The sequence below is a fragment of the Kocuria nitroreducens genome (genome assembly GCF_042879195.1).
GTDB classification, from domain to species: domain Bacteria; phylum Actinomycetota; class Actinomycetes; order Actinomycetales; family Micrococcaceae; genus Kocuria; species Kocuria nitroreducens.
The window spans coordinates 22,120-42,548 of sequence record NZ_JBHZTC010000022.1; the positions used below are offsets into that span (position 1 = coordinate 22,120).

A 20,429-nucleotide genomic window follows, 5' to 3' on the forward strand; every position below is an offset into this window, starting at 1 on the left:
TCGATCCGCGCGGCCCCGGCCCCGGGGCCGCGCGGCGCACGGCGCCTGCCCCGAGGCCGGGATCCTGCGCTTGGTAGACTCGGGGTCCCCTGATCTCTGGAGGTCGTTCGATGCCGCAGCGCGTCCGTGGAGCCACCGTGCAGATCGGCGAGCTCGCCGAGCGGACCGAGCTGTCCCTGCGCACCATCCGCCACTACGACGAGGTGGGTCTGCTGCCGGCCTCGCGCACCGAGGGCGGGTTCCGCGTGTACACGGAGCGGGACGTGGAACGGCTCACCCACATCAAGCGGATGAAGCCGCTCGGCTTCTCCCTGGAGGAGATGGCCGAGCTGCTCGAGCTGCTCGGCTCCGGCGAGCCCGCCGAGGACCGGCTGGCCGACTTCCTCGCACGGGCCCACCCGGAGCGGGACCGGCTGGCCAGGAAGCTGGCCCAGGCGGACGAGTTCATCGCGATGCTGGAGCAACGGCTCCAGCGATGAGCGGTCGCTCCGCGGGCTGCGGCGCCGCGCGCGGAGCGGCCCGCTGCAGCCCGTCCACGCAGGAGACCTCCAGGCTGTCGTGATCGACTGCTGGGACATGCATCCGAGGGACGCCTCCTCCGGTGCCGCCCGGCCCCGGAGGGCGACGCGCCTGCTCCTCGCGGCAGCGACGTGCCCGTCGCCGAACCCCACCAGGCCGCCCGCCACCGACCCGTACAGGCACCGCATCCATGACGTTCCCCAGCCTGACCGCCCCGGTGCCTCCGGACACCGGACCGCACGCTTCCGTCCCGCGTGCCCGGCACCGTCCGGATCTGCAGGGGCTGCGCGGGGTGGCGGTGCTGCTGGTGGTGGTCTTCCACGTGTGGACCGACCGGGTCTCGGGCGGGGTGGACGTGTTCTTCGTGCTCTCGGCGTTCCTGCTCACCGGTTCCTTCGTGCGCCGGATCGAGCACGGGCGAGCCCTGGGGCTGCCGGCCTACTGGACCCGGACCTTCGCCCGGCTGCTGGGCCCGGTGGCGGTGATGCTGCTGGCCGTGCTCGCGGCGATGTTCGTCCTCTTCCCGCCCAGCCGGTGGGCGGAGCTGCTGGCCCAGGCCTGGGGGTCGCTGTTCTACACGGTGAACTGGGTGCTTGCCGGTCAGGCCGTGGACTACTACGCCGGCAACAGTGCCGCCACCACCCCGTTGCAGCACATGTGGTCGCTGTCGGTGCAGGGCCAGGTGTTCCTGGTCTGGCCGATGCTGCTGGCCGGTTGCGCGCTGGTGGCCCGGCGGACGGCCCTGCGGTTCCGCCCGGTGGCCTGGGCCGTGTTCGGCGCCGTGTTCGCCGGGTCCCTGGTCTGGTCGGTGGTCGCCACGTCCGCCGGACCCGAGGCCGCCTACTTCAGCACGCTGCCCCGCCTGTGGGAGTTCGCCCTCGGCTCGATGGCCGCCCTGGCTGACACCCCTGCCTCCCGCCCTCGGGCCGCCGCGACCCGAGCAGAAGCCCGGCGGCTGGGCGTGGAGCCGGGGGTGGTCCTGGGCTGGACGGGGCTGGCCGCGATCGTCGCCACCCCGTTCCTGATCGGGCCCGAGACCCGCTTCCCCGGCACCGCGGCCCTGGCACCGACGCTGGGGGCGGCCGCGATCCTGCTCGCCGGAGCGCTGGCCCCGGACGCACCCCTCGGGGTGGGCCGGGTGCTCGGACTCGGCCCGCTGCAGTGGTTCGGTGACCGGGCCTACGGGATCTATCTGTGGCACTGGCCGCTGCTGATCACCTATCTGCTGGTCGCGGCCCGCGACACCGTCCCGGTGTCGGCGGGGCTGGGGATCCTCGCCGCCTCGGTGGTGCTGACCCGGGGCAGCGCGCTGCTGCTGACGGGGTGGCGGGCGCTGCCCGGAGTTCGTGCGGGCAGCGGGATCCGGTTGGTCGCCACCGCCCTGCTGGTGGCGGTCCCGCTGACCGGGGCCCACCAGTACACGCTGCTGCGTGATCCCCCCGCCGGGGTGGAGCGCACCGCGCAGAACTATCCCGGGGCCGCGGTGCTGCGCGGCGAGGCGACCGAGGTCCCGGACGTGCCGATCATCCCCACGTACGACGAACGCGGACAGGAGTGGGGCGACACCGGAGAACCCTGCGCCCCCGAGCGGACACCGCCAGGCATCGAGGAGCTGGGCGGCCAGTGCTGGATCATCACCCCCGACACCGGCACGAGCGAAGACAGCGCTGCGGCCCCCGACACCGGTACGAGCGACGGCCCCTCCGGCGGCACGGGGCGGACCCTGGTGGTGCTCGGTGACTCCCACGCCCGGCAGCTGCTCACCCCGATCCACCGGGTCGCCGACGCCCAGGGCTGGACGGTGGTCTCCTATCTGCGGATGGCCTGCCGCTACACCGCCGAGTCGGAGAACTACCAGGCCGAGTGCAACGACTTCAACACCGCCGCCCGGAAGGCGACCCTGGAGGTCGACCCCGATGCGGTGCTGACCGTCGGCACCCTGAGCCTTTCCGAGGCCCCGCACGAGAAGCTCGTCGAAGGCTACGAGGCCGGCGTCGAGCCCTTCCTGGACGCCGGCATCCCGGTGGTGGCCTTCCGGGACAACCCGCGCTTCTCCTACGACATGTTCGAGTGCGTGGAGACCTACGGCCCCGACCGCGACCGCTGCAACGTGCCCCGCTCCGAGTCGCTGCTGCCGGTCAATCCGCTGGAGGAGCTGGCCGCCCGGCACGAGGACCTGCACAGCATCGATCTCACCGACCGGCTGTGCACCGAGACCACCTGTCCCGGCGTCATCGGCAACATCCAGGTCTACATGGACCTGGACCACGTGACCTCCACCTACGGCGAGACACTGGTCCCCGACGTCGAGGCGCGCCTGCTGGAGGCCTTGGGACCGGCATGAGATGCGTCTCCTTCGCGCCGTGACCGAGGACCCTACCCTGACGCCAGGGTAAAGTTGGGGCGCGGCCTCCACCGGCGCGCCTCCGCGCCCGGACACCGCACCTCTCGGGCGACGCCGCGCCCACCCGTACGCACGCCCTCGCCGGGGTGCCCCAGCTCGTCCGCGCGGCCCTCCTCACCCGTCCTCCTCCTCTGCGAACGGAGCCTCCTTGGCCACCACGACAGCCGGCCCCGCGGCCGACCTCACCCCCGAGCAGCGCCAGTCGGTGCGTCGGACCCTCCGGTCCCCCCGCCACCTCAAGACCGAGATCCTGGCCGGGCTCGTCGTGGCCCTGGCGCTCATCCCGGAGGCGATCGCCTTCTCGATCATCGCCGGGGTGGATCCCCGCCTGGGCCTGTTCGCGTCCTTCACCATGGCCGTGACCACGGCCGTGCTGGGCGGCCGGCCAGCGATGGTCTCCGCGGCCACCGGCGCGGTGGCCCTGGTGATCGCGCCGCTGGTGGCCTCCCACGGTCTGGACCACTTCATCGCCGCGGTGATCCTGGCCGGGGTGTTCCAGGTGGGCCTGGCCCTGATCGGCGCGGCACGGCTGATGCGCTTCATCCCGCGCTCCGTCATGGTGGGCTTCGTCAACGCTCTGGCCATCCTGATCTTCAGCTCTCAGATCCCCGAGCTGATCGGGGTGCCTTGGGCCGTCTACCCGCTCACGGTCCTGGGCCTGGCCATCGTCTTCCTGTTCCCCAGGCTCACCGGCGTGGTCCCGGCCCCTCTGGTGGCCATCGTCGTGATCACCGCGATCGTGGTCCCGATGGGCATGGACGTGCCCAGCGTCGGCGACAAGGGCGAGCTGCCCGACTCCCTGCCCTCGCTCTTCTTCCCCGACGTCCCGCTGGACCTGGAGACCTTCCGCATCATCGCCCCGTTCGCACTGACCATGGCGCTGGTCGGCCTGCTGGAGTCGCTGATGACGGCCAAGCTCGTCGACGACATCACCGACACGCACTCGAACAAGACCCGCGAGTCCTGGGCGCAGGGCGCGGCCAACATCGTGACGGGCTTCTTCGGCGGAATGGGCGGCTGCGCCATGATCGGCCAGACCATGATCAACGTGCGCGCCTCCGGGGCCCGCACCCGCATCTCCACCTTCCTGGCCGGCGTCTTCCTGTTGCTCCTCGTCGTCACCCTCGGCGAGGTCGTCGCGGTCATCCCGATGGCCGCGCTGGTGGCGATCATGATCTTCGTCTCCTGGGCGACCTTCGACTGGCACTCGGTCCGCCCCCCGACCCTGTCGCGGATGCCGGTCCCGGAGACCCTGGTGATGCTGTCCACCGTGGCCGTGACCGTGTGGACGCACAACCTCGCGCTCGGCGTCATCGTGGGGGTGCTCGTGGCGATGGTCGCCTTCGCCCGCCGGGTGGCCCACTTCGTCACCGTCGACCGTGCGCTGGAGCGGCGCGACGGCCGGGAGACGGCGGTCTACACCGTGCACGGGGAGCTGTTCTTCGCCTCCTCCAACGACCTCTACACCATGTTCGACTACGCCGGGGACCCGCAGCGGGTGGTCGTCGACTTCTCCGACTCGCATCTGTGGGACGCCTCCACCGTGGCGGCGCTGGACTCGGTGACCGACAAGTACGCCCACTACGGCAAGGACGTGGCGATCGTGGGGCTGAACCAGGCCAGCCGCCGGATGCGGGTGCGCCTGGGCGGGATGCTCAACTCCGAGCACTGACCTGGTGCACCGACCCGTCGGTTCGCAGGCCGGATCAGTGCATTTGCGATCACAATCCTTTGTTTCTGCATGTGAACTGAGTCACATGGGACGTCTTGCCGATCGCCGGGGAAGGGAGGATCCTTGCTTGTCACCAGGGGATTCTGTGGTCCGATAAGGATCATCCCCCGGCTCCCGCACCGTCGACCGACAGCGCGCAGCCTCCCGACTCCGGGGGCGTGCCGAGCACCCGGTCAGGGCGCGGGAGTAGTAGGGAGCGGGGCCGGCTGGGGGGCCGCCCCGCTCCCCTTCTGCGCGTCAGCATTGCCCGGCAACCCTGATCCCCGCCTCGGCGGACGAACGGCCCTGACCGCCGTGACGGCTGTGAGGGCTGCCACCTCTGAGACCGCTGAGCCCCTGCGACCACCGGGACCGCCGGCCCGTCAGGGCCCGGGCGTCCGGAGGAAGCACCGACGAGCCGGGAAACGCACGCGTCCGCGCGTCGGATGGTGACCCCGCGGTCGACCCGGGACCATGATGGGGGCGGCGGCGCCACCGCACCGCCACGGACGGCCCCGGAGCGCTGCGCAGCGTCGCGCCCGCTCCGGGACCGTCCCCGGACCGCAGCACCACAGTGGGGAGGACCGTGGACGACGACAGGATCGGAGCCGTGCAGGCGCGCCTCGCCCGGCACGCCGTCGAGCGCGCCGGCCTGGACCCGACCCGGCTGTGGTGGCACTACTTCCAGCTCGGCGGTGAGGCCGGGATCCTGGAGGTGGACGCGTACCTGCACGGGTGCCTGCGCCTGCCAGTCGCCCACCGAGACCTGCTCGCACGAGCGGTCAACGCACTCCACCTGGGCGCACCCGACGCTCGGGCCCCCTTCTCCTGGGAGATCGCGGGCTCCCCGGACGGAACCGGGCCACAGGACCGCGGCAGCAGGCCCAGTACCGGGCCGCGCGCCTGAGCCGGCGCTTCCACCGCAAGGAGTCCTCCGGAGCGCCTCCCCGACAGCGCCTTCTGAGCGGCGCCTCCGGTGCCGTGCCACGCGCCCAGCGCCGTTTCCACGGCTGCCGAGGACGCGATGGCAGAATGGTCCGGGGCGCCGGCCCCGACGACGGCCCGCACCCGGTCGGGGGCGTCGAGCCGGCCGCAGCGCGCCCGTCGTCGTCCCCGCGCTTCCCTCCTCGACCCTAGGATGTCGGATGGCCCACCCCTCGCCTCGCACCGTACCGCCCCCCGCGCCGACCGGCTGGTCGACCCTGCACCGGCACCACATGGGGGTGGACGTCGGCGGCACCCTGATCATGTACGCGGCCGTGGACATGGCCGACGGCGAGCTGACCACCCCGGTCCTCCAGCGCCCCACTCCCAGCCCCGCCACGCCCGAGGCCCTCGCGGAGCAGCTCGTGCTCGTCGTGCAGGAGCTCTCCGCGGGCCCGGAGGCCCCCCACCCGGAGGCGAGCGTCGGAGTGGCGCTCCCCGCGATCATCCGTCACGGCGTGGCGCGCTCCGCCGCGAACATCGACGACGCGTGGATCGGGCTGGACGTGCACCGGTTCCTCACCGAGCGGCTGGGACGCACCGTCCACGTCCTCAACGACGCCGACGCCGCGGGCCTCGCCGAGCTCCGCTACGGCGCCGGGCGCGGGAGCAGCGGCACCGTCCTGGTCATCACCCTGGGCACCGGCATCGGGTCAGCGCTCTTCGTGGACGGGAAGCTCGTGCCCAACCTCGAACTGGGTCACCTGGAGCTCGACGGGGTCGACGCCGAAGTGCGTGCCTCCGCAGCGGCCAGGGAGCGGGAGGGGCTGGACTGGCCGGACTACGCCGAGCGTCTCCAGCAGTACTTCACGCACCTGGAGTTCCTCTTCTCGCCGGACCTGATCGTGGTCGGCGGCGGGATCTCCGCCCGGCACGAGGACTTCCTGCCCCGTCTGCGCCTGGACACACGCCTCGTCCCGGCGGAGCTGCGCAACGCGGCGGGCATCATCGGCGCCGCCCGGCACACCTACCTCGCCGTGCCGCCGGCGGTGGCCTGACCCCGGAGGAGGGCCTGCCGGAAGTACTGCACGCCCGCCAGGACGTGCAGGACCGCCGCCGCCTGGACCATGACGCGGCCGACGTCCGTCACCTCGGAGCTGGACCAGGCGGGCCCCGCCAGGACGAGCACGGTCCCCACCATGAGCAGAGCCGTCTTCGCCTTGCCGACCGTCGTGACCCGCAGCGTGCCGAGGGACCGCCGGACCAGGGTGGCGATCCCCACCACGACATCGACGACCGCGATGACGATCAGCACCCACCAGGGGAACAGCCCGACGATGCTCGCGGCCACGGCGATCGCCACGGTCCCCAGCCGGTCGGCGAGGGGGTCCATGAGCTCGCCGACCCGGCTGCGCTGCTTCAGCGCCCGGGCCAGGAGGCCGTCGACCCAGTCCGTCAGGGAGAAGAGGGCGACGAGGACCAGCGCGCGCACCGGTCGCTCGTCGATGTCGAGGACGGCCAGCACGGCCGGGACGATGAGCGCGAAGCGCACCACCGAGACGACGTTGGGCACCGTGAGCACGCGGTCGTAGTACGGCGACTCCGCCGGCTCGAGCGCGTCCTGGCGCTGCTGTGCCATGTGCTCGTCACCTCCTCCGGCGCTCCGGGCGAGCGGCGCGCGCCCGCTCCTGTTGCCATCGAGACTATCCGGTCGGTGCCGACGCCCCGGCAGATGACGTCGCCCGGCACGTGGACCTGGACCTCGTGGACCGCACGGACCGGCTCCGCACGGCGGACCCGTGCCCCCCCTCGGAGGCCGGCGTGCTCGTCGTCCGCCGAAACCTCGACCACGTCACCCACCGGGAGCGCCACGCCGACCCCTGACGACGGGGAGCGGCGGACGTCTACGCTGGACCGGTGACGGCGGGACCGCCCCCGCCTCGGACCTCAGGAGGCCGCTGTGGACCCGCGCATGCACTTTCTCACCCTGTCCACCCCGGACCTCGACGCCGCCCGGGAGTTCTACGTGCGCGGTCTCGGCTGGGAGCCGCTGCTCGACGTCCCCGGCGAGATCCTCTTCTTCCGGATCGCCCCCGGGACGGTGCTGGGTCTGTTCGACGCCGGGAAGTTCGCCGAGGACCTCGGCCTCCCGGCGGCGTCCCCGGCGCAGGGCCTGACGCTCGCGCACAACGTGGACAGCGAGGCCGCGGTGCGCACGAGCGTCGACGCGATGAGAGCCGCGGGCGGCACCGTGCTCACGAGCCCGCGGCCGGGCGCCTTCGGAGGGATCTTCCACGCGCACGTCGCCGATCCCAACGGCGTGGTGTGGGAGATCGCGCACAACCCGGGATGGCGGGTCGACGACGACGGGACCGTGCACCTCGGCTGATCAGCCCGGCCCGTCCTGTCCGCGCCGGGAAACCGCCCTGCGGCCGGGTCAGGCGCGGACGTCAAAGCCCAGGTGGTGCTCGACGTCGTGCAGGAAGTACGCCGCGAAACCCGCCACGGTGAAGTCCTTGCCGTCCCCGCGCCGGCCGATCCGGGTCCACTGCTCCTCGGTCACGGTGTCGAAGGCGTCCGCGGTGGCGCGGACCTCCTGGGCGAGCTCCCCGGACACCTCGTAGGGGTCCTGCAGGTTGTACCGCTCCTCGACCGCGGCGGCGTCCTGGTCCCAGTCCGCGAAGATCGGGTCCTCCTCGTCGAGCATGAGCCGGAGGCGTTCGCGGAAGACCCGGCAGAGGTCCCGGACATGGCACGCGTACTCCAGCGGGGACCACGTCCCCGGGCGGGGCCGGTCCGTCATGCCGGGCCGGTCGAGGACCTCCGTCCAGCGCTCGACCGTGGCCCGCGCACGCTCCCCCGTGGTCGTGACGTCGTAGTCCGGGTCGAACCCGCAGTCGGGGCAGCCCTGCTCGAGCACGACGGTCCAGTCCTTGGTCTCCGGAGGGACCGGCGAGGTGTCGGGGGTGCCTGGGCGCTCGGTGGTCATGCGGTCAATGTACCCGGGCCCACCGGGCGCGGCGAGGCCCGGCGACGGACCCGGTCGCCTGCCGGGCGGTTCACAGCCCCTGCCCGTCGAGGATCTCGTCCTCGCCGACCGGCTCCCCACGCCGGATCCGGCGCAGGTCTGTCGCGGTGGGCACCGTCGGCGAGGACCGCAGGGACGCCCCGGCCGGGACGTGGGCGCGGGCGCCCCGGTAGGCTGGAGCGCATGCCCTCCCCCGGATTTCCGCACGCCGTCCTCTTCGACCACGACGGGACCCTCGTCGACACCGAGCCGCTGTGGGACCGGGCCAAGCAGAACCTCGCCGCCGAGCACGGACTGCTCTGGACCGCCGAGGACTCGCTCGCGACCCTGGGCCGGCCGGTCGCCGCGACGATCGACCGCATGCAGCAGGTCGGCGTGCCCCTCGGCGAGGACGCGCTGTTCCGGGTCGTCTTCGAGCACAGCGTCCGCGTCCTGGAGGACACGGAGCTGACGTTCATCGACGGGATCGAGGAGCTGCTCCAGGAGCTCTCGGCAGCGGGGATCCCCGCTGCGATCGTCACCAACGCGAGCTCGGCGATGGGCCGCCACACCGCAACCACGGCACCGGAGGACCTGTTCCGGGTCATCATCGGCACGGACGAGTACGCGCAGGGAGTCCGCCCCAAGCCGGACCCGGACGCCTACCTCACGGCGGCGCGCCGCCTCGGGGTGGACCCCGCCCGCTGTGTCGTGGTCGAGGACTCCCCCGCCGGGGCCGCCGCGGGCGTCGCGGCCGGCATCCCCACGGTGGTCGTCCCCGGCGAGGTAGAGGTCGAGCGCGGCCCCGGGCTGCTGCACGTGGGGTCCCACCGGGACCTGAGCCTGGAGCTGCTGCGCTCGCTGGACCCGCAGTCCCCGTCGTCGCCCTTCCACCCCGTCCAGGAGACCTGCCCGTGAACTCGCCCGACTTCCCCGCCGCCGTCCTGTTCGACCACGACGGCACCCTGGTGAACTCCGAACCGCAGTGGGCTGTGGCCAAGCGGGCGGTGGCCGGCCGGTACGGCATCGGCTGGAGCACCGAGGACGACCTCGCCACGCTGGGGAGGACGGTGCCCACGTCGGCGCGGCTGATGGTCGAGCGCGGCGCCGAGGGGACCGTCGAGGCCATCACGGCCGAGCTCGGGCGGGAGGTCGCGGCCTCGCTCGCGGGGGAGGTCCCGTTCCTGCCCGGCATGCGCGCTCTGCTGACCGAGCTCGAACGGGCCGGCATCCCCGGCGCCGTTGTGACGAACGCCCTGACCGTGGTCGCGGAGGGCACCGCGTCCGGGGCGCCCGAGGTGCTGCGGGTGGTCGTCTCCCAGGAGGACGTGGAGCACGCCAAGCCGCATCCGGAGCCCTACCTGCTCGCGGCGCGGCGGCTGGGCGTGGACCCGGCACGGTGCGTGGCGGTCGAGGACTCGCAGACCGGGGCGTCGAGCGCGGCGGCCGCCGGGATGCCGGTGGTGGTGGTCCCCGGTGAGCTGCCGGTGGATCCTGCGCCCGGCTTCGTGCTCGTCGACGCCCACACGGACGTCACCCTGGAGTTCCTGCGCGGGCTGGCCCCGTCCGCCTGACGACCACGAGGGCCCGTTCGCTGCCGGTCCGCGGGAAGCGGGACGGCAGGGAACGGGCCCTCGTGGCAGGTGCCGGAGCTCAGCGGGTCGCGGTGCCCTGGGGGGACGACGCGCGGCGCGGGCTCCGGGTGCGGCGACGGGCCGCGGCCTGCGTGGCGCGGTCCGGTGCGGACTCGGTCGAGTACGCGGGTGCCGCGGAGCGGGTGGGCGCCGCGGAGCGCGCCGGTGCCGCCGAGCGGGAGGCCGAGCCGTTGCCGGGGCGGGAACCGCCGCGGTTGCCGGTCTCGGTGCGCTGGTCGCGGGAGGCGTTGCGCGGCTGCTCGGAACGGTTCTGTCCACCGCGGCCGCGGTTGCCGCCGGAGCCCCCACGGCCGCCGGAACGGCCGGCGCCGGAGCGCTGACCGCTGGCCGGGCGGCCCTGGACCTGAACGGGCTGGGGCACGTAGGCGACCTTCTCGGCGAGCTCGCCCACGAGCTGCGCGACGGCCGGGGAGCCGACGGTCACGGTGTCGAAGTTCGCGGTGACGCCTGCGGCCTTCATGAGCTGCGTGACCTCGCGGCGCTCCTCCTTGGTGGCCACCGTGACCACGGAGCCGGAGGCGCCGGCGCGGGCCGTGCGCCCGGAGCGGTGCAGGTAGGACTTGTGCTCGGTGGGCGGGTCGATGTGCACGACCAGCTCGACCTCGTCCACGTGCACGCCGCGGGCGGCGACGTCGGTGGCCACGAGCACGCGCACGTCACCGGCGGAGAACTGGGCCAGGTTGCGGTCGCGGGCGTTCTGGGACAGGTTGCCGTGCAGGTCCACGGCGGGGATGCCCATCTGGCTGAGCTTGCGCGCCATCTTCTTGGCGCGGTGCTTGGTGCGCGTGAACATCACGCGACGCCCCGTGCCGGAGGCCAGGGCCTCGATGAGCTCCTGTTTCTCGTCCGCGTCCACGACGAGCACGTGGTGGTCCATGGTGGACACGGACGCCTGCGGGGCGTCCACGGAGTGCTTGACGGGGTTTGACAGGAACTGCTTGACGAGCTTGTCCACGCCGCCGTCGAGCGTCGCGGAGAACAGCAGCCGCTGGCCGCCCTGGGGGGTGCGCTTGAGGATGCGGGTCACGACGGGCAGGAAGCCCATGTCGGCCATGTGGTCGGCCTCGTCGATGACCGTCACGCGGACGTCGTCGAGCGTGAGGACGTTCTGCTTCAGCAGGTCCTCGAGCCGGCCGGGGCAGGCGATGACGATGTCGGCGCCCTTGGCGAGCGCCTTTTCCTGGTTGCGCTGGGAGACCCCGCCGAAGATGACGGTGGTCGTCTGCCCGGCGGCCTCGGCCAGCGGGGCGATCGCGCGGTCGATCTGGGTGGCCAGCTCACGGGTGGGGGCCAGCACCAGCCCGGTGGGCCGGTTGGCCCGCCGCGCGGCGCGGGCGCCGTTGCCGGTCAGCCCTGCGAGCCGGGACACGAGCGGCAGCGCGAACGCCACGGTCTTGCCCGAGCCGGTCTTGCCGCGGCCGAGCACGTCGCGGCCGGCCAGCGAGTCGGGGAGAGTTTTCTCCTGGATGGGGAACGCCTGCTCGATGCCCTGCTGGGCGAGGACGGCGGAAAGGGCCTTGGGCACGCCAAGGTCGGTGAAAGTAGCCAAAACTGGGGATACGTCTTTCGATCGGATGTCCCGGCAAGGGGGTAGCGCGCCGGGTTGCGCCGAATGACTCCTGGAGCCCCTGCGAGCGGGCTGAAACCGTCTGGAACGGTGCCACGCTGGAAGAAGAACGGGGTGCTCGACGCCTGCCTGCTCACCCGGAAGGGGAGCAGTGCCATGTGCAATACCGTTCACCCTACAGCACACGGGGCCCGGCGGCGCCGGGATGTGGTGCAGAGCACGGCTGCGCCCGCCCGCATCCCACCGCACCCGCCGCGCCGAACGCACCGCGCTGCGCCGAACCCGGCGAGTCGGGGCTGGACCCGGCGACCAATGCCCTCATCCCGCACCGGTGCGGTGGGTCCGCGGACGCGGCCGCGCCGAGATGGCTACAGCGCGGTGTATCCGCCGTCGACCAGGTAGTACCCGCCCGTCATGAACGAGGCCCTGTCCGAGAGCAGGAACGTGGTCAGGGCGGCCACCTCCTCGGCGCGGCCCAGCCTGCCGAGCGGGTGCTGGGCGGCGAGTCCCTCGAGGATGGCCGCCGGCGCGGTCCTGAGGAACGGGGTGTCGATGTAGGCGGGGCCGACGGCGTTGATCCGCACCCCGCGCTGCCCGTACTCCACCCCGGCCTGCTTGGTGAGCCCGACGACACCGTGCTTGGCGGCGGTGTAGGCGCTGTTGCCCGCAGCAGTGGCCACGGTGCCGTGGACCGAGGCCATGTTGACGATCGCGCCGCCGCCGGCCTGCTCGATGGCGGGCAGCTGGTAGCGCATGCCGAACATGACGGAGTGCAGGTCGATCTGCACGGTGCGCACCCACGCGTCGGGGTCCGACTCGCCCACGGCGTCCGCGGCACCACCGATCCCGGCGTTGTTCACCGCCAGATGCAGGGCGCCGTAGGTCTGCTGGGCGAACTCGACCGCGGCCTCGCAGTCCTCCGGCTTCGCCACGTCCTGCCGGAACCCGGCGGCGTCGCCCCCGGCGGCCATGATCGCCTGGACGACGTCGTCGATCCGCCGGGTGGCGATGTCCGTGACGACGACCTTGGCGCCCTGCGCCGCGAGGTCCTTGGCGCAGGCCTCGCCGATGCCGGAGGCGGCGCCGGTGACGAGCGCGACCTTGTCCTTGAGGTCAGCCATGTGGTTCTCCTGCCGTGGGTCCGCTGGGCCGGACCGGGCGGCCCGACGCTCCCAGTCTGTCCGGAAACGCCGGGGCCCGCGAGGAGCGCGCGGGTGTGTCCGTCCGCGCGCTCCTCGCGCCCCGGCCGGGGCTCAGTCCTCGTCGTCCTCGGCCTTCTCGGCGTCGTGCGCCCGGCGCAGCGCGGCGGAGTCCGCCTCCTGGGCAGCCTTCTGCTCGCGCACCACCTCGGTCAGGAGCTTGGTCATCTCCTTGGCCACGCCGGCGGCGGACTGCGGGTTCTGCCCGGTGACGAGACGGTCGTCCACGACGACGTTCTCGGTCCAGTTCGGCGCCGTCCGCACGTCCGCGCCCTGCTCGACGAGCTTGTCCTCGAGCAGGAACGGGACGACGTCCGACTTGCCGACCTCGTCCTCCTCGGCGTTGGTGAACGCGGCCACCCTGCGTCCCTCGACGATGCGCAGTCCGGTGGAGAGCTCGACGTCGACGAGCCCGGCCGGTCCGTGGCAGACGGCGCCGACGACTCCCCCGGCGTCGTGCACGGAGGCCACGAGCGACTTCAGGTCGGCGTTGCCGGCGAAGTCCCACATGGTGCCGTGCCCGCCCACGAGGTAGACGGCGTCGTACTGGGCCGGGTCGACCACGCTGATCCGCGGGGTGTTGTACAGGGAGGCCCGCACGGTCTCGTCCTCGAGGTACTGCCGCTGGACCGCGTCCTCCTCGTCCTTGCCGTCCTGCGGGGGCTGCCCGCCGGCGATCGAGGCGAAGTCGACGAAGTACCCGGCGTCCCGGAAGACCTTCCACGGGTGGGCCGCCTCGCCGACGAAGTAGCCGGTGGGTTCCCCGGTGTCGCCGAGGGTGTCGTGGCTGGTGAGAACGAGCAGAACCTTCTTCATGGTCTCGATGTCCATGTCTGTCCTTCCGTCGGGTGGCGGGACGCGGAGGGCGTCCCGGGGGCCGGTGGCCAGCCTAGGCGCCGCGAGCCGCCCCCGGAGCGGGTGTTCGCTCCCGGCCCCTCCCGCGCGGAGGGCGGGAGATCTCCCCCTGATAGGGTCGTTGACGACTCAATGACCCTGTTCCCTCTCCTGAAAGGACCGACCATGAGCCTCTCCAACGCGATCCTGCGCGGCGTCTCCGGCGCCTACCTGCTGCAGTCCGGCTACGGCAAGAAGGATCTCCCCACGGAGGCCGCCGCGGGTCTCCAGCAGTTCGCCGCCACGGGCGTCCCCCAGTTCGAGGAATGGGACGCCGACGCCTTCGGCAAGTTCGTGGCGTACTCGGAGATGGGCATCGGCGCCGCCCTGCTGACCCCGTTCGTCAACAAGCGCCTCGCGGGCCTGGCCCTCGGCGCGTTCTCCGCCGGGCTGCTCGCGATGTACTTCCGCAACCCGGCAATGACCCAGGAGGACGGCGTCCGCCCGTCCGAGGCCGGCACGGGCCTCTCGAAGGACGCCTTCCTGGCCGCGATCGCCGCGGCCCTGGTGGTCTCCAAGTAGGCACGACCCCTGAAGGGCCCCACGGGTGCCGCTCGTCCGCACGGACGGGCGGCACCCGTTCGTCGTCCTGCCTGTCCGCACACGCACCCGCCCGGGGGGCCGGAGCCCTTAGGACGTCCGAGGCGGCCGGGAGAATGAGCCCATGACGACGACGGCGCACCGCCGGGCCCGTCCTGCTGCGGGTCCGCACCGAGCTGCTCCCGCCGGGGAGCGGGTGCTGGACGCCGGCGTTCGGGCCGAGGTGCGGACGGTCGTCGGGGAGCTCGTGGACTCGGCCGCCGCGCAGGCGCGGGAGGCAGGGCGCCAGCTGCGCTGCATCCACAGGCTGTGGTTGCTGGCCTGGGAGGACCGCGAGATCGACTGGGTCTCCTCGGCGGAACAGATGCCGTACGAGGCCGACGAGCTCGTGTGCTCCCTGCTGGAGACCGAGGACCAGATGGTGCGCGACATCGCCGACGAGATCGGCCCGGCGCTCCACCTGCCGGCGAGCACGGCCCTCGAGCGCGTCCGCGAGGCCCTGGTGCTCGGATTCCACCTGCCCGAGACCCTCGAGGCGCTGGAGGCGGGCCGTTTCAGCGCCCGCCACGCCTCGGTGATCGCCGACCAGTGGCGCGAGCTGGTCGAGGACTCCCCGGCGGGCCACGAGGCGCCCCGCGCCGTCGTGCATCGGCTCGCCGCCGAGCTGGTGGAGCGGGCTCCGCACTGCACGGTGGCGCAGCTGCGCGCGTGGGCCCGGCGCCGGCGCGCTGCCCTGCTGGCCGAGACGCAGGAGTCGAGGCACCGGGCGGCTCGTGCCGGGCGCTGTGTCTGGATCGAGCACGGCGAGGACGGCATGGCGTGGTTGCACGCCCTGCTGGACGCGCCCACCGCGCTCGCGGTCCAGGACCGGCTCGACGCGCTCGTGGCGCTCCTCGGGCCCGCGGAGGCGGCGGCCGTCGCGGGGGCGGACCGTGTCCCGGAGGAGTCCGAGACGGCGGGGGCACCGGGGTCCGTGGCCGTCCGGACTGAGGCGCAGCGGCGGGCCGACGTCCTCGCCGACCTGCTGCTGGCCGGGGAGGTCGCCGACGATCCCACGTTCCCGCGCGGTGTGCGGGGCCAGGTCTGCGTGACGGTTCCCGTGCTCACGCTGCTGGGGTGCCACCCCGGTGGCCTGGCCGCCGGCGTGCCCGCGGATGCCCCGGTGCTCGCGGGACACGGCCCGATCAGCGTGGAGGCCGCGCGGGAGCTGGCCGCGGGTGCGGCCTCGTGGCAGCGGGTGCTGACGCATCCCGTCACCGGAGCCGTTCTCGACCACGACCGCACCACTTATGCCGTGCCCGCCGCTCTGCGCCGCCGGTTGCGAGTCCGCGACGGGACCTGTCGTTTCCCGGGGTGCCGCCGACGGGCCGAGCGCTGCGACCTCGACCACACGGTGGCATGGCAGGACGGAGGTCGGACCGCCGCGGACAATCTGGCCCACCTGTGCCGCCACCACCACCTCGTCAAGCACCGCAACGGGGCACTCGGCCGCTGGTCGGTGCGGCAGCTCGGTCCGGCGCCCTCCGGCGGAGTGCTTGAGTGGACGTCACCGGCCGGCCGGACGTACCGGACCGTGCCGGACCCCTCGGCCGGGACCACGTCCGGCGGACCGATCTGGAACACCTGGGTCCTGGACCACGGGGTGCCGGGCCGAGGCGTGCCGGACCACGGGGTGCCCGGCCAAGCCGTGCCGGACCACGGGGTGCCCGGCCAAGCCGTGCCGGACCACGGGGTGCCCGGCCCAACCGTGCCGGACGGGCCCACCACGGAGGATGCCGACCCTCCCCCGTTCTGACCGCCGGACGGCGCATGCGGGCGAGGCGGGGTGTACGACATCGAGGTCAGTGCTGCGGAGCGCGTGCGCCGGCCCAGCCCTCCGACGGTGCTGACCGTCGCCCGGTCCTGACCGTCGCCCGGTCCTGACCGTCGCCCGGTCCTGACCGTCGCCCGGTCCTGACCGTCGCCCGGTCCTGACCGTCGCCCGGTCCTGACCGTCGCCCGGTCCTGACCGTCGCCCGGTCCTGACCGTCGCCCGGTGCTGACCGTCGCCCGGTCCTGAGCGTCAGGCGGGAGGCCGGCCCGGGTCCTCCGCCGTGGTCTCCACGGACAGCCGGTAGCCCATGCTGTGCGTCTCCCCCGGCTCCAGGTGCACGGCGTCGGCGTGGGTGTTGGCCCCCTCCACGCACACGAAGTCCGTCCAGCCGTCCGCTCCCACGTCGGACATGGCGGCGGCCAGCTCCGCCCACGGGTTCCACACCACGGTGGTGCCGGAGTTCTTCTTCCGGATCCGCAGCACCCGCCCCAGCACGGGGTCCACGACGGCCACGTCCCCGGTCGAGCGGTACACCCGGTCGGTCTCGCCGTCGAACCGGAGGTCCCCCTCCTGCACGCAGTCCTCCCGGTCCAGGACCTTGTCGCGGTAGGAGGCGCCGGCCAGGCCCTCGACCCGGATCTTCCGCACGTCCCCCACCACCAGGTATGCGTGCAGGGCCTCCTCGAAGTCGAACGGGTGCTCCCCGGTGTTCGTGACGCTCAGCTCGAGGGACAGCTCGGCGCCGAAGCGCACCACGCAGTACGCCTCGAACCGGTACGGGAACTGTTCCCGGTGCGCGGGATCGGTGACGTCCACGTCCGAGAGCCGGTAGACGACCACTGCCTCGTGGTCCGAGGACTCGCGCGACTCGACGTGCCATCGGAGCGTGCGGGCGAAACCGTGCTTGGGCTCGCGCCCGCCCTCCGCCCCGTCCGCGAACCACGGGAAGCAGATCGGGACACCCCCGCGCACGGGTCTGCCCGTCTCGAGGGCGGTGCTCGGGGACAGCCACAGCACCGGGGCGTGGCCCGTGGGGATCCATTCGGTCACGTGCGCGCCCTGGTCGTAGACGGCACCGGTGGCGTCCGCGCAGGAGAAGGGGCGGGGCTCGGGGAGTTGGCTCATGCCCCTCAGGCTAGACGGAGGACCCGGTCACCGTCAGGAGGCCGGGCCCTCGTGCGCCGACGGCTGTCAGACGCCGGTGCGCTCGTACGAGTCGATCGCTCCGGGGTGGCCCTCCATGAACTCCTCGACCTGCCGGCGGTCCGCCCGCAGCCTGGGGTCGTGGTGCAGGTAGTGCTTCGTCTCGCGGACGATCAGCCCGGAGAGGAGCAGCAGCCCGAGGAGGTTGGGCAGCGCCATGAGGCCGTTCATCACGTCGGCGAAGTTCCACACCACGGCCAGCGGCACGGTGCAGCCCACGAACACGATCAGGGAGAACACGACCCGGTAGGGCATCACGGCCGGCCTGCCGAAGAGCCGCTCCATGCAGCGCTCGCCGTAGTAGGCCCACCCGAGGATCGTCGAGTAGGCGAACATCACGAGCCCGATCGTGACCACGTAGTGGCCCCACTGCCCCGGCAGGCCCCGGCTGAAGGCATCGCCGGTCATGGTCGCGGCGAAGTCCGCTCCCTGCTCCCAGACCCCGGTGGTGATGAGCACGAGTCCCGTGCAGGTCACCACGATGATGGTGTCGATAAAGGTCTGGGTCATGGAGACCAGGCCCTGGCGGACCGGGTGCGTGGTCTGGGCCGCGGCCGCGGCGATCGCGGCCGAACCCATGCCGGACTCGTTGGAGAAGATGCCGCGGGCCACGCCCATCTGCACGGCGAGCATGATGGCCGATCCGGCGAACCCGCCGACCGCCGCGGAGCCGGAGAAGGCGTCGGTGAAGATGAGGACGATGGCCTGCGGGATGGCTGCGACGTTGACGATGAGGATGAACAGGGCGCCCAGGACGTAGCAGAGGATCATGACGGGGACGAAGCTCGCCGTGACCTTCCCGATGGACTTGATGCCGCCCACGAGCACGGCGAGCGTCAGCACGGCGAGCACGACGCCGGTGATCCAGGTGGGGACGCTGAAGGAGTTCTCCAGGTTGGAGGCGATGGAGTTGCCCTGGGTCATGTTGCCGATGCCGAACGCGGCCAGCGCCGCGGCAATGGCGAAGAAGATCGCCAGGAACTTCCCGAACCCGTTGCGGATGCCGCGCTCGAGGTAGTACTGCGGGCCGCCGGAGATCTCGCCCTTGGCGTCCGTGGTGCGGAACCGCACGGCCAGGAACGCCTCGGAGTACTTGGAGGCCATGCCCAGCAGACCGGTGACCCACATCCAGAACAGGGCGCCGGGCCCGCCGATGGAGACCGCCGTGGCCACGCCGACGATGTTGCCGGTGCCCACGGTGGCCGCGAGTGCCGTGGTCAGCGCCTGGAACTGGGAGACGTCACCGCCGCGGGCGTCAGCGTCCTTGCGGTCGAACAGGGCCAGTCGCAGGGCGGGGCCCAGCTTCTGGACCTGCAGGCCGCCCAGCCGGATGGTCAGGTAGAGGCCGGTGAGCAGCAGCAGCGGGATGAGGACGTACGGCCCCCAGATGATGCCGCCCAGCTCGCCGAGGGCAGTCTCGATGATTTGGAGCATGTGTTCTCCCGTGGGTGTCGGGTGGATCGGGAATCGCGCCGGAACGGGACTGTGACCTCGGCCTCGGCAGAAGGCATCTAATCACAGGTCCGCCGGTCCTTCCGTCAGGGACGGACGACTCGGCCACGGTGTGGCCCCGGCCCGTTCCCGTCCGATCACGGCCCGAGCCGGGCGGCGGGGTCCTCCGGCGCCCGCCGCGAGAGCCGGCGCGCGAGCAGCACCGCGCCCGTGGCGAGCAGTGAGCACACCGCCATGGACATGGCCATCGGCACCGCGGTGTGCTGACCGGCCAGCCCGGTCAGCGGGCTCACGAGCCCTCCCAGGAGGAACTGGACGAGCCCCAGCACCGCCGACCCGGCTCCGGCCCGGCCCGGGACCCGGCCCTGGGCAAGGGCCACGGCGTTGCCCATGACGAAGCCGATGCAGGTCTGGCTCACGAAGAGGTGCGCCAGGGTGGTCCACCCGGTGACCCCGGCCAGCACCAGGCCCAGGCCCACCGCGTTGACGGTGGCCATGACCACGATCGCGGTCCGGAGGATCGTGCCGGGCTCGACCCGGTCGACGAGGCGGGTGTTGACGACCGCGCCCAGGATCGAGCCGCCCGCGTTGACGGCGAAGACCACGGAGTAGCCGAGCGCCGAGTAGCCGAGCACGTTCTGGACCACGAAGGAGGAGGCGGAGATGTACGAGAACAGGGCGCCGAACGCGAGGCCGAACGCCAGCGCGTAGGCCATGAAGGACGGGGTGCGCAGCACCCGCCAGGAGCCGGTGACGACCGCGCCGACCCCGCCGCGGTGCCGCCGGTGCGAGGGCAGCGTCTCGGGGACCACGAGCACGGAGCACGCCAGCATCAGCAGCCCGAACGCCGCGAGCGCCCAGAACACCGTCTGCCACGGGGCCACGGTGGCGATCACCCCGCCCAGCAGCGGGGCCACCACCGGGGCGAGGGAGGTGATGGTCGCGAGGATCGAGAACAGCTTGGCGGCCCCGCGGCCGGAGGCGATGTCCGAGACCACGGCGCGGGCGATCACCACGCCCGCCGCCCCGGCGAGGCCCTGGACCGCCCGCAGGACCAGCACCGTCCCGATGGTCGGGGCCAGGACCACGGCGACGGAGGTGAGCAGGAACAGCGCGTTGCCGGCCACCATGAGCCGGTGTCGGCCCAGCACGTCGGAGACCGGCCCGAGCAGGAACTGCCCCACCGCCATGCCGATCATGTACGTGGTCAGCGTCAGCTGCACCGCGGAGGCTGACGCGCCGAAGTGCCCGGCCATGGCCGGCATCGAGGCCAGGTACATGTCCGTGGCCATCGGGCTCACCGCGCTGAGGATCCCCAGGGCCGCCACGAGCACCACCCGGTCCTTGCCGCCGGAGAGACGCAGGCGGGAGCGCACGGGGTCGTCGGGCGGCGGTGGGCTCACGGGAGGTCCTTCGGCAGGGGTCTGCGGGGCGGGCGCGGGGCGCGTCTCATGCTATCGACGCCGCGGCAGTGGCCACGACGGCGACAGCCACCACCACAGCCACCGCCACGACCACCACGACAACGACGCGGACGGTGA

Annotated in this window: 19 protein-coding genes; 11 read left to right on the top strand and 8 right to left on the bottom strand. The window is 72.9% G+C overall.

The annotated features are described in order from the left end of the window. Positions 1 to 110: 110 nt before the first annotated feature. From ACFYE1_RS14515 to ppgK, 5 genes are all read left to right on the top strand, one after another. A complete protein-coding gene (locus tag ACFYE1_RS14515) occupies positions 111 to 479 on the top strand; it encodes a MerR family transcriptional regulator (RefSeq protein WP_387744254.1) in 369 nt (122 codons plus the stop codon). Between the two features lie 230 nt (positions 480 to 709). After that, positions 710 to 2,863 carry an acyltransferase family protein gene (locus tag ACFYE1_RS14520; protein WP_387744257.1) on the top strand — a complete coding sequence of 718 codons (2,154 nt, stop codon included), beginning with the start codon at positions 710 to 712 and terminating at the stop codon, positions 2,861 to 2,863. A gap of 208 nt (positions 2,864 to 3,071) precedes the next feature. Further along, positions 3,072 to 4,595 (top strand): SulP family inorganic anion transporter, encoded by a 1,524-nt coding sequence (locus ACFYE1_RS14525; protein WP_387744259.1) that lies wholly within the window; start codon positions 3,072 to 3,074, stop codon positions 4,593 to 4,595. 625 nt (positions 4,596 to 5,220) lie between these two features. Next, entirely contained in the window at positions 5,221 to 5,541 is a 321-nt protein-coding gene (locus ACFYE1_RS14530; RefSeq protein WP_387744262.1) for a hypothetical protein, read from the top strand. A 310-nt stretch (positions 5,542 to 5,851) separates the two neighbouring features. After that, entirely contained in the window at positions 5,852 to 6,616 is a 765-nt protein-coding gene (ppgK, locus tag ACFYE1_RS14535) for a polyphosphate--glucose phosphotransferase (RefSeq protein WP_387744358.1), read from the top strand. Here the strand turns inward: ppgK and ACFYE1_RS14540 are convergent. Beyond that, positions 6,586 to 7,197, bottom strand: a complete 612-nt coding sequence (locus ACFYE1_RS14540; protein ID WP_387744265.1) for a CDP-alcohol phosphatidyltransferase family protein — start codon at positions 7,195 to 7,197, stop codon at positions 6,586 to 6,588. The genes ppgK and ACFYE1_RS14540 overlap by 31 nt on opposite strands. 110 nt (positions 7,198 to 7,307) lie before the next feature. On the opposite strand from ACFYE1_RS14540, the gene ACFYE1_RS14545 reads away from it, so the two are divergent. Both ACFYE1_RS14545 and ACFYE1_RS14550 read left to right on the top strand, forming a co-directional pair. Further along, positions 7,308 to 7,442 (top strand): hypothetical protein, encoded by a 135-nt coding sequence (locus ACFYE1_RS14545; protein ID WP_387744267.1) that lies wholly within the window; start codon positions 7,308 to 7,310, stop codon positions 7,440 to 7,442. 88 nt (positions 7,443 to 7,530) lie between these two features. Then, positions 7,531 to 7,947, top strand: coding sequence for a VOC family protein (locus ACFYE1_RS14550; RefSeq protein ID WP_387744270.1), 417 nt, complete (start codon positions 7,531 to 7,533; stop codon positions 7,945 to 7,947). Positions 7,948 to 7,995: 48 nt separating this feature from the next. Here ACFYE1_RS14550 and ACFYE1_RS14555 read toward each other — a convergent pair whose 3' ends face one another. Beyond that, on the bottom strand, positions 7,996 to 8,547 hold the full coding sequence (locus tag ACFYE1_RS14555) for a DinB family protein (protein WP_387744273.1): 552 nt from the start codon (positions 8,545 to 8,547) through the stop codon (positions 7,996 to 7,998). A 222-nt stretch (positions 8,548 to 8,769) separates the two neighbouring features. Between ACFYE1_RS14555 and ACFYE1_RS14560 the strand changes: the two genes are divergently transcribed. Both ACFYE1_RS14560 and ACFYE1_RS14565 read left to right on the top strand, forming a co-directional pair. Further along, the gene (locus ACFYE1_RS14560) at positions 8,770 to 9,483 is read left to right on the top strand and encodes an HAD family hydrolase (RefSeq protein ID WP_387744275.1); all 714 of its coding nucleotides are present in this window, start codon (positions 8,770 to 8,772) and stop codon (positions 9,481 to 9,483) included. Continuing rightward, a complete protein-coding gene (locus tag ACFYE1_RS14565) occupies positions 9,480 to 10,139 on the top strand; it encodes an HAD family hydrolase (RefSeq protein ID WP_387744278.1) in 660 nt (219 codons plus the stop codon). Before ACFYE1_RS14560 ends, ACFYE1_RS14565 begins: the two co-directional genes overlap by 4 nt. Positions 10,140 to 10,218: 79 nt before the next feature. Here the strand turns inward: ACFYE1_RS14565 and ACFYE1_RS14570 are convergent, their stop codons facing one another. From ACFYE1_RS14570 to ACFYE1_RS14580, 3 genes are all read right to left on the bottom strand, one after another. After that, the gene (locus tag ACFYE1_RS14570; RefSeq protein ID WP_387744281.1) at positions 10,219 to 11,769 is read right to left on the bottom strand and encodes a DEAD/DEAH box helicase; all 1,551 of its coding nucleotides are present in this window, start codon (positions 11,767 to 11,769) and stop codon (positions 10,219 to 10,221) included. A gap of 386 nt (positions 11,770 to 12,155) precedes the next feature. Further along, the gene (locus ACFYE1_RS14575) at positions 12,156 to 12,908 is read right to left on the bottom strand and encodes an SDR family NAD(P)-dependent oxidoreductase (protein ID WP_387744284.1); all 753 of its coding nucleotides are present in this window, start codon (positions 12,906 to 12,908) and stop codon (positions 12,156 to 12,158) included. Positions 12,909 to 13,040: 132 nt separating this feature from the next. Further along, positions 13,041 to 13,817 (bottom strand): type 1 glutamine amidotransferase domain-containing protein, encoded by a 777-nt coding sequence (locus ACFYE1_RS14580; RefSeq protein ID WP_387744286.1) that lies wholly within the window; start codon positions 13,815 to 13,817, stop codon positions 13,041 to 13,043. Between the two features lie 189 nt (positions 13,818 to 14,006). Between ACFYE1_RS14580 and ACFYE1_RS14585 the strand changes: the two genes are divergently transcribed. Both ACFYE1_RS14585 and ACFYE1_RS14590 read left to right on the top strand, forming a co-directional pair. Continuing rightward, on the top strand, positions 14,007 to 14,402 hold the full coding sequence (locus ACFYE1_RS14585; protein ID WP_387744289.1) for a hypothetical protein: 396 nt from the start codon (positions 14,007 to 14,009) through the stop codon (positions 14,400 to 14,402). Between the two features lie 142 nt (positions 14,403 to 14,544). Further along, positions 14,545 to 16,215, top strand: a complete 1,671-nt coding sequence (locus tag ACFYE1_RS14590; protein WP_387744292.1) for an HNH endonuclease signature motif containing protein — start codon at positions 14,545 to 14,547, stop codon at positions 16,213 to 16,215. Positions 16,216 to 16,482: 267 nt separating this feature from the next. On the opposite strand, the gene ACFYE1_RS14595 is transcribed toward ACFYE1_RS14590, so the two are convergent. The 3 genes from ACFYE1_RS14595 to ACFYE1_RS14605 all read right to left on the bottom strand — a co-directional run bounded on the left by ACFYE1_RS14595 (position 16,483) and on the right by ACFYE1_RS14605 (position 20,291). Further along, a complete protein-coding gene (locus ACFYE1_RS14595) occupies positions 16,483 to 17,358 on the bottom strand; it encodes a D-hexose-6-phosphate mutarotase (protein ID WP_387744295.1) in 876 nt (291 codons plus the stop codon). Between the two features lie 66 nt (positions 17,359 to 17,424). Further along, positions 17,425 to 18,870: an alanine/glycine:cation symporter family protein gene (locus ACFYE1_RS14600; RefSeq protein WP_387744297.1), complete on the bottom strand. Its 1,446-nt coding sequence runs from the start codon at positions 18,868 to 18,870 to the stop codon at positions 17,425 to 17,427. 155 nt (positions 18,871 to 19,025) lie between these two features. After that, a complete protein-coding gene (locus tag ACFYE1_RS14605) occupies positions 19,026 to 20,291 on the bottom strand; it encodes a multidrug effflux MFS transporter (protein ID WP_387744300.1) in 1,266 nt (421 codons plus the stop codon). Positions 20,292 to 20,429 lie beyond the last annotated feature (138 nt).

Bases quoted from the DNA above. Each gene is read 5' to 3' on its own strand.
- ACFYE1_RS14515 (WP_387744254.1), top strand. From the start codon at position 111: ATGCCGCAGCGCGTCCGTGGAGCCACCGTGCAGATCGGCGAGCTCGCC.
- ACFYE1_RS14520 (WP_387744257.1), top strand. From the start codon at position 710: ATGACGTTCCCCAGCCTGACCGCCCCGGTGCCTCCGGACACCGGACCG.
- ppgK (WP_387744358.1), top strand. From the start codon at position 5,852: ATGGGGGTGGACGTCGGCGGCACCCTGATCATGTACGCGGCCGTGGAC.
- ACFYE1_RS14540 (WP_387744265.1), bottom strand. From the start codon at position 7,197: ATGGCACAGCAGCGCCAGGACGCGCTCGAGCCGGCGGAGTCGCCGTAC.
- ACFYE1_RS14550 (WP_387744270.1), top strand. From the start codon at position 7,531: ATGCACTTTCTCACCCTGTCCACCCCGGACCTCGACGCCGCCCGGGAG.
- ACFYE1_RS14555 (WP_387744273.1), bottom strand. From the start codon at position 8,547: ATGACCACCGAGCGCCCAGGCACCCCCGACACCTCGCCGGTCCCTCCG.
- ACFYE1_RS14560 (WP_387744275.1), top strand. From the start codon at position 8,770: ATGCCCTCCCCCGGATTTCCGCACGCCGTCCTCTTCGACCACGACGGG.
- ACFYE1_RS14575 (WP_387744284.1), bottom strand. From the start codon at position 12,908: ATGGCTGACCTCAAGGACAAGGTCGCGCTCGTCACCGGCGCCGCCTCC.
- ACFYE1_RS14580 (WP_387744286.1), bottom strand. From the start codon at position 13,817: ATGGACATCGAGACCATGAAGAAGGTTCTGCTCGTTCTCACCAGCCAC.
- ACFYE1_RS14585 (WP_387744289.1), top strand. From the start codon at position 14,007: ATGAGCCTCTCCAACGCGATCCTGCGCGGCGTCTCCGGCGCCTACCTG.
- ACFYE1_RS14590 (WP_387744292.1), top strand. From the start codon at position 14,545: ATGACGACGACGGCGCACCGCCGGGCCCGTCCTGCTGCGGGTCCGCAC.
- ACFYE1_RS14595 (WP_387744295.1), bottom strand. From the start codon at position 17,358: ATGAGCCAACTCCCCGAGCCCCGCCCCTTCTCCTGCGCGGACGCCACC.
- ACFYE1_RS14600 (WP_387744297.1), bottom strand. From the start codon at position 18,870: ATGCTCCAAATCATCGAGACTGCCCTCGGCGAGCTGGGCGGCATCATC.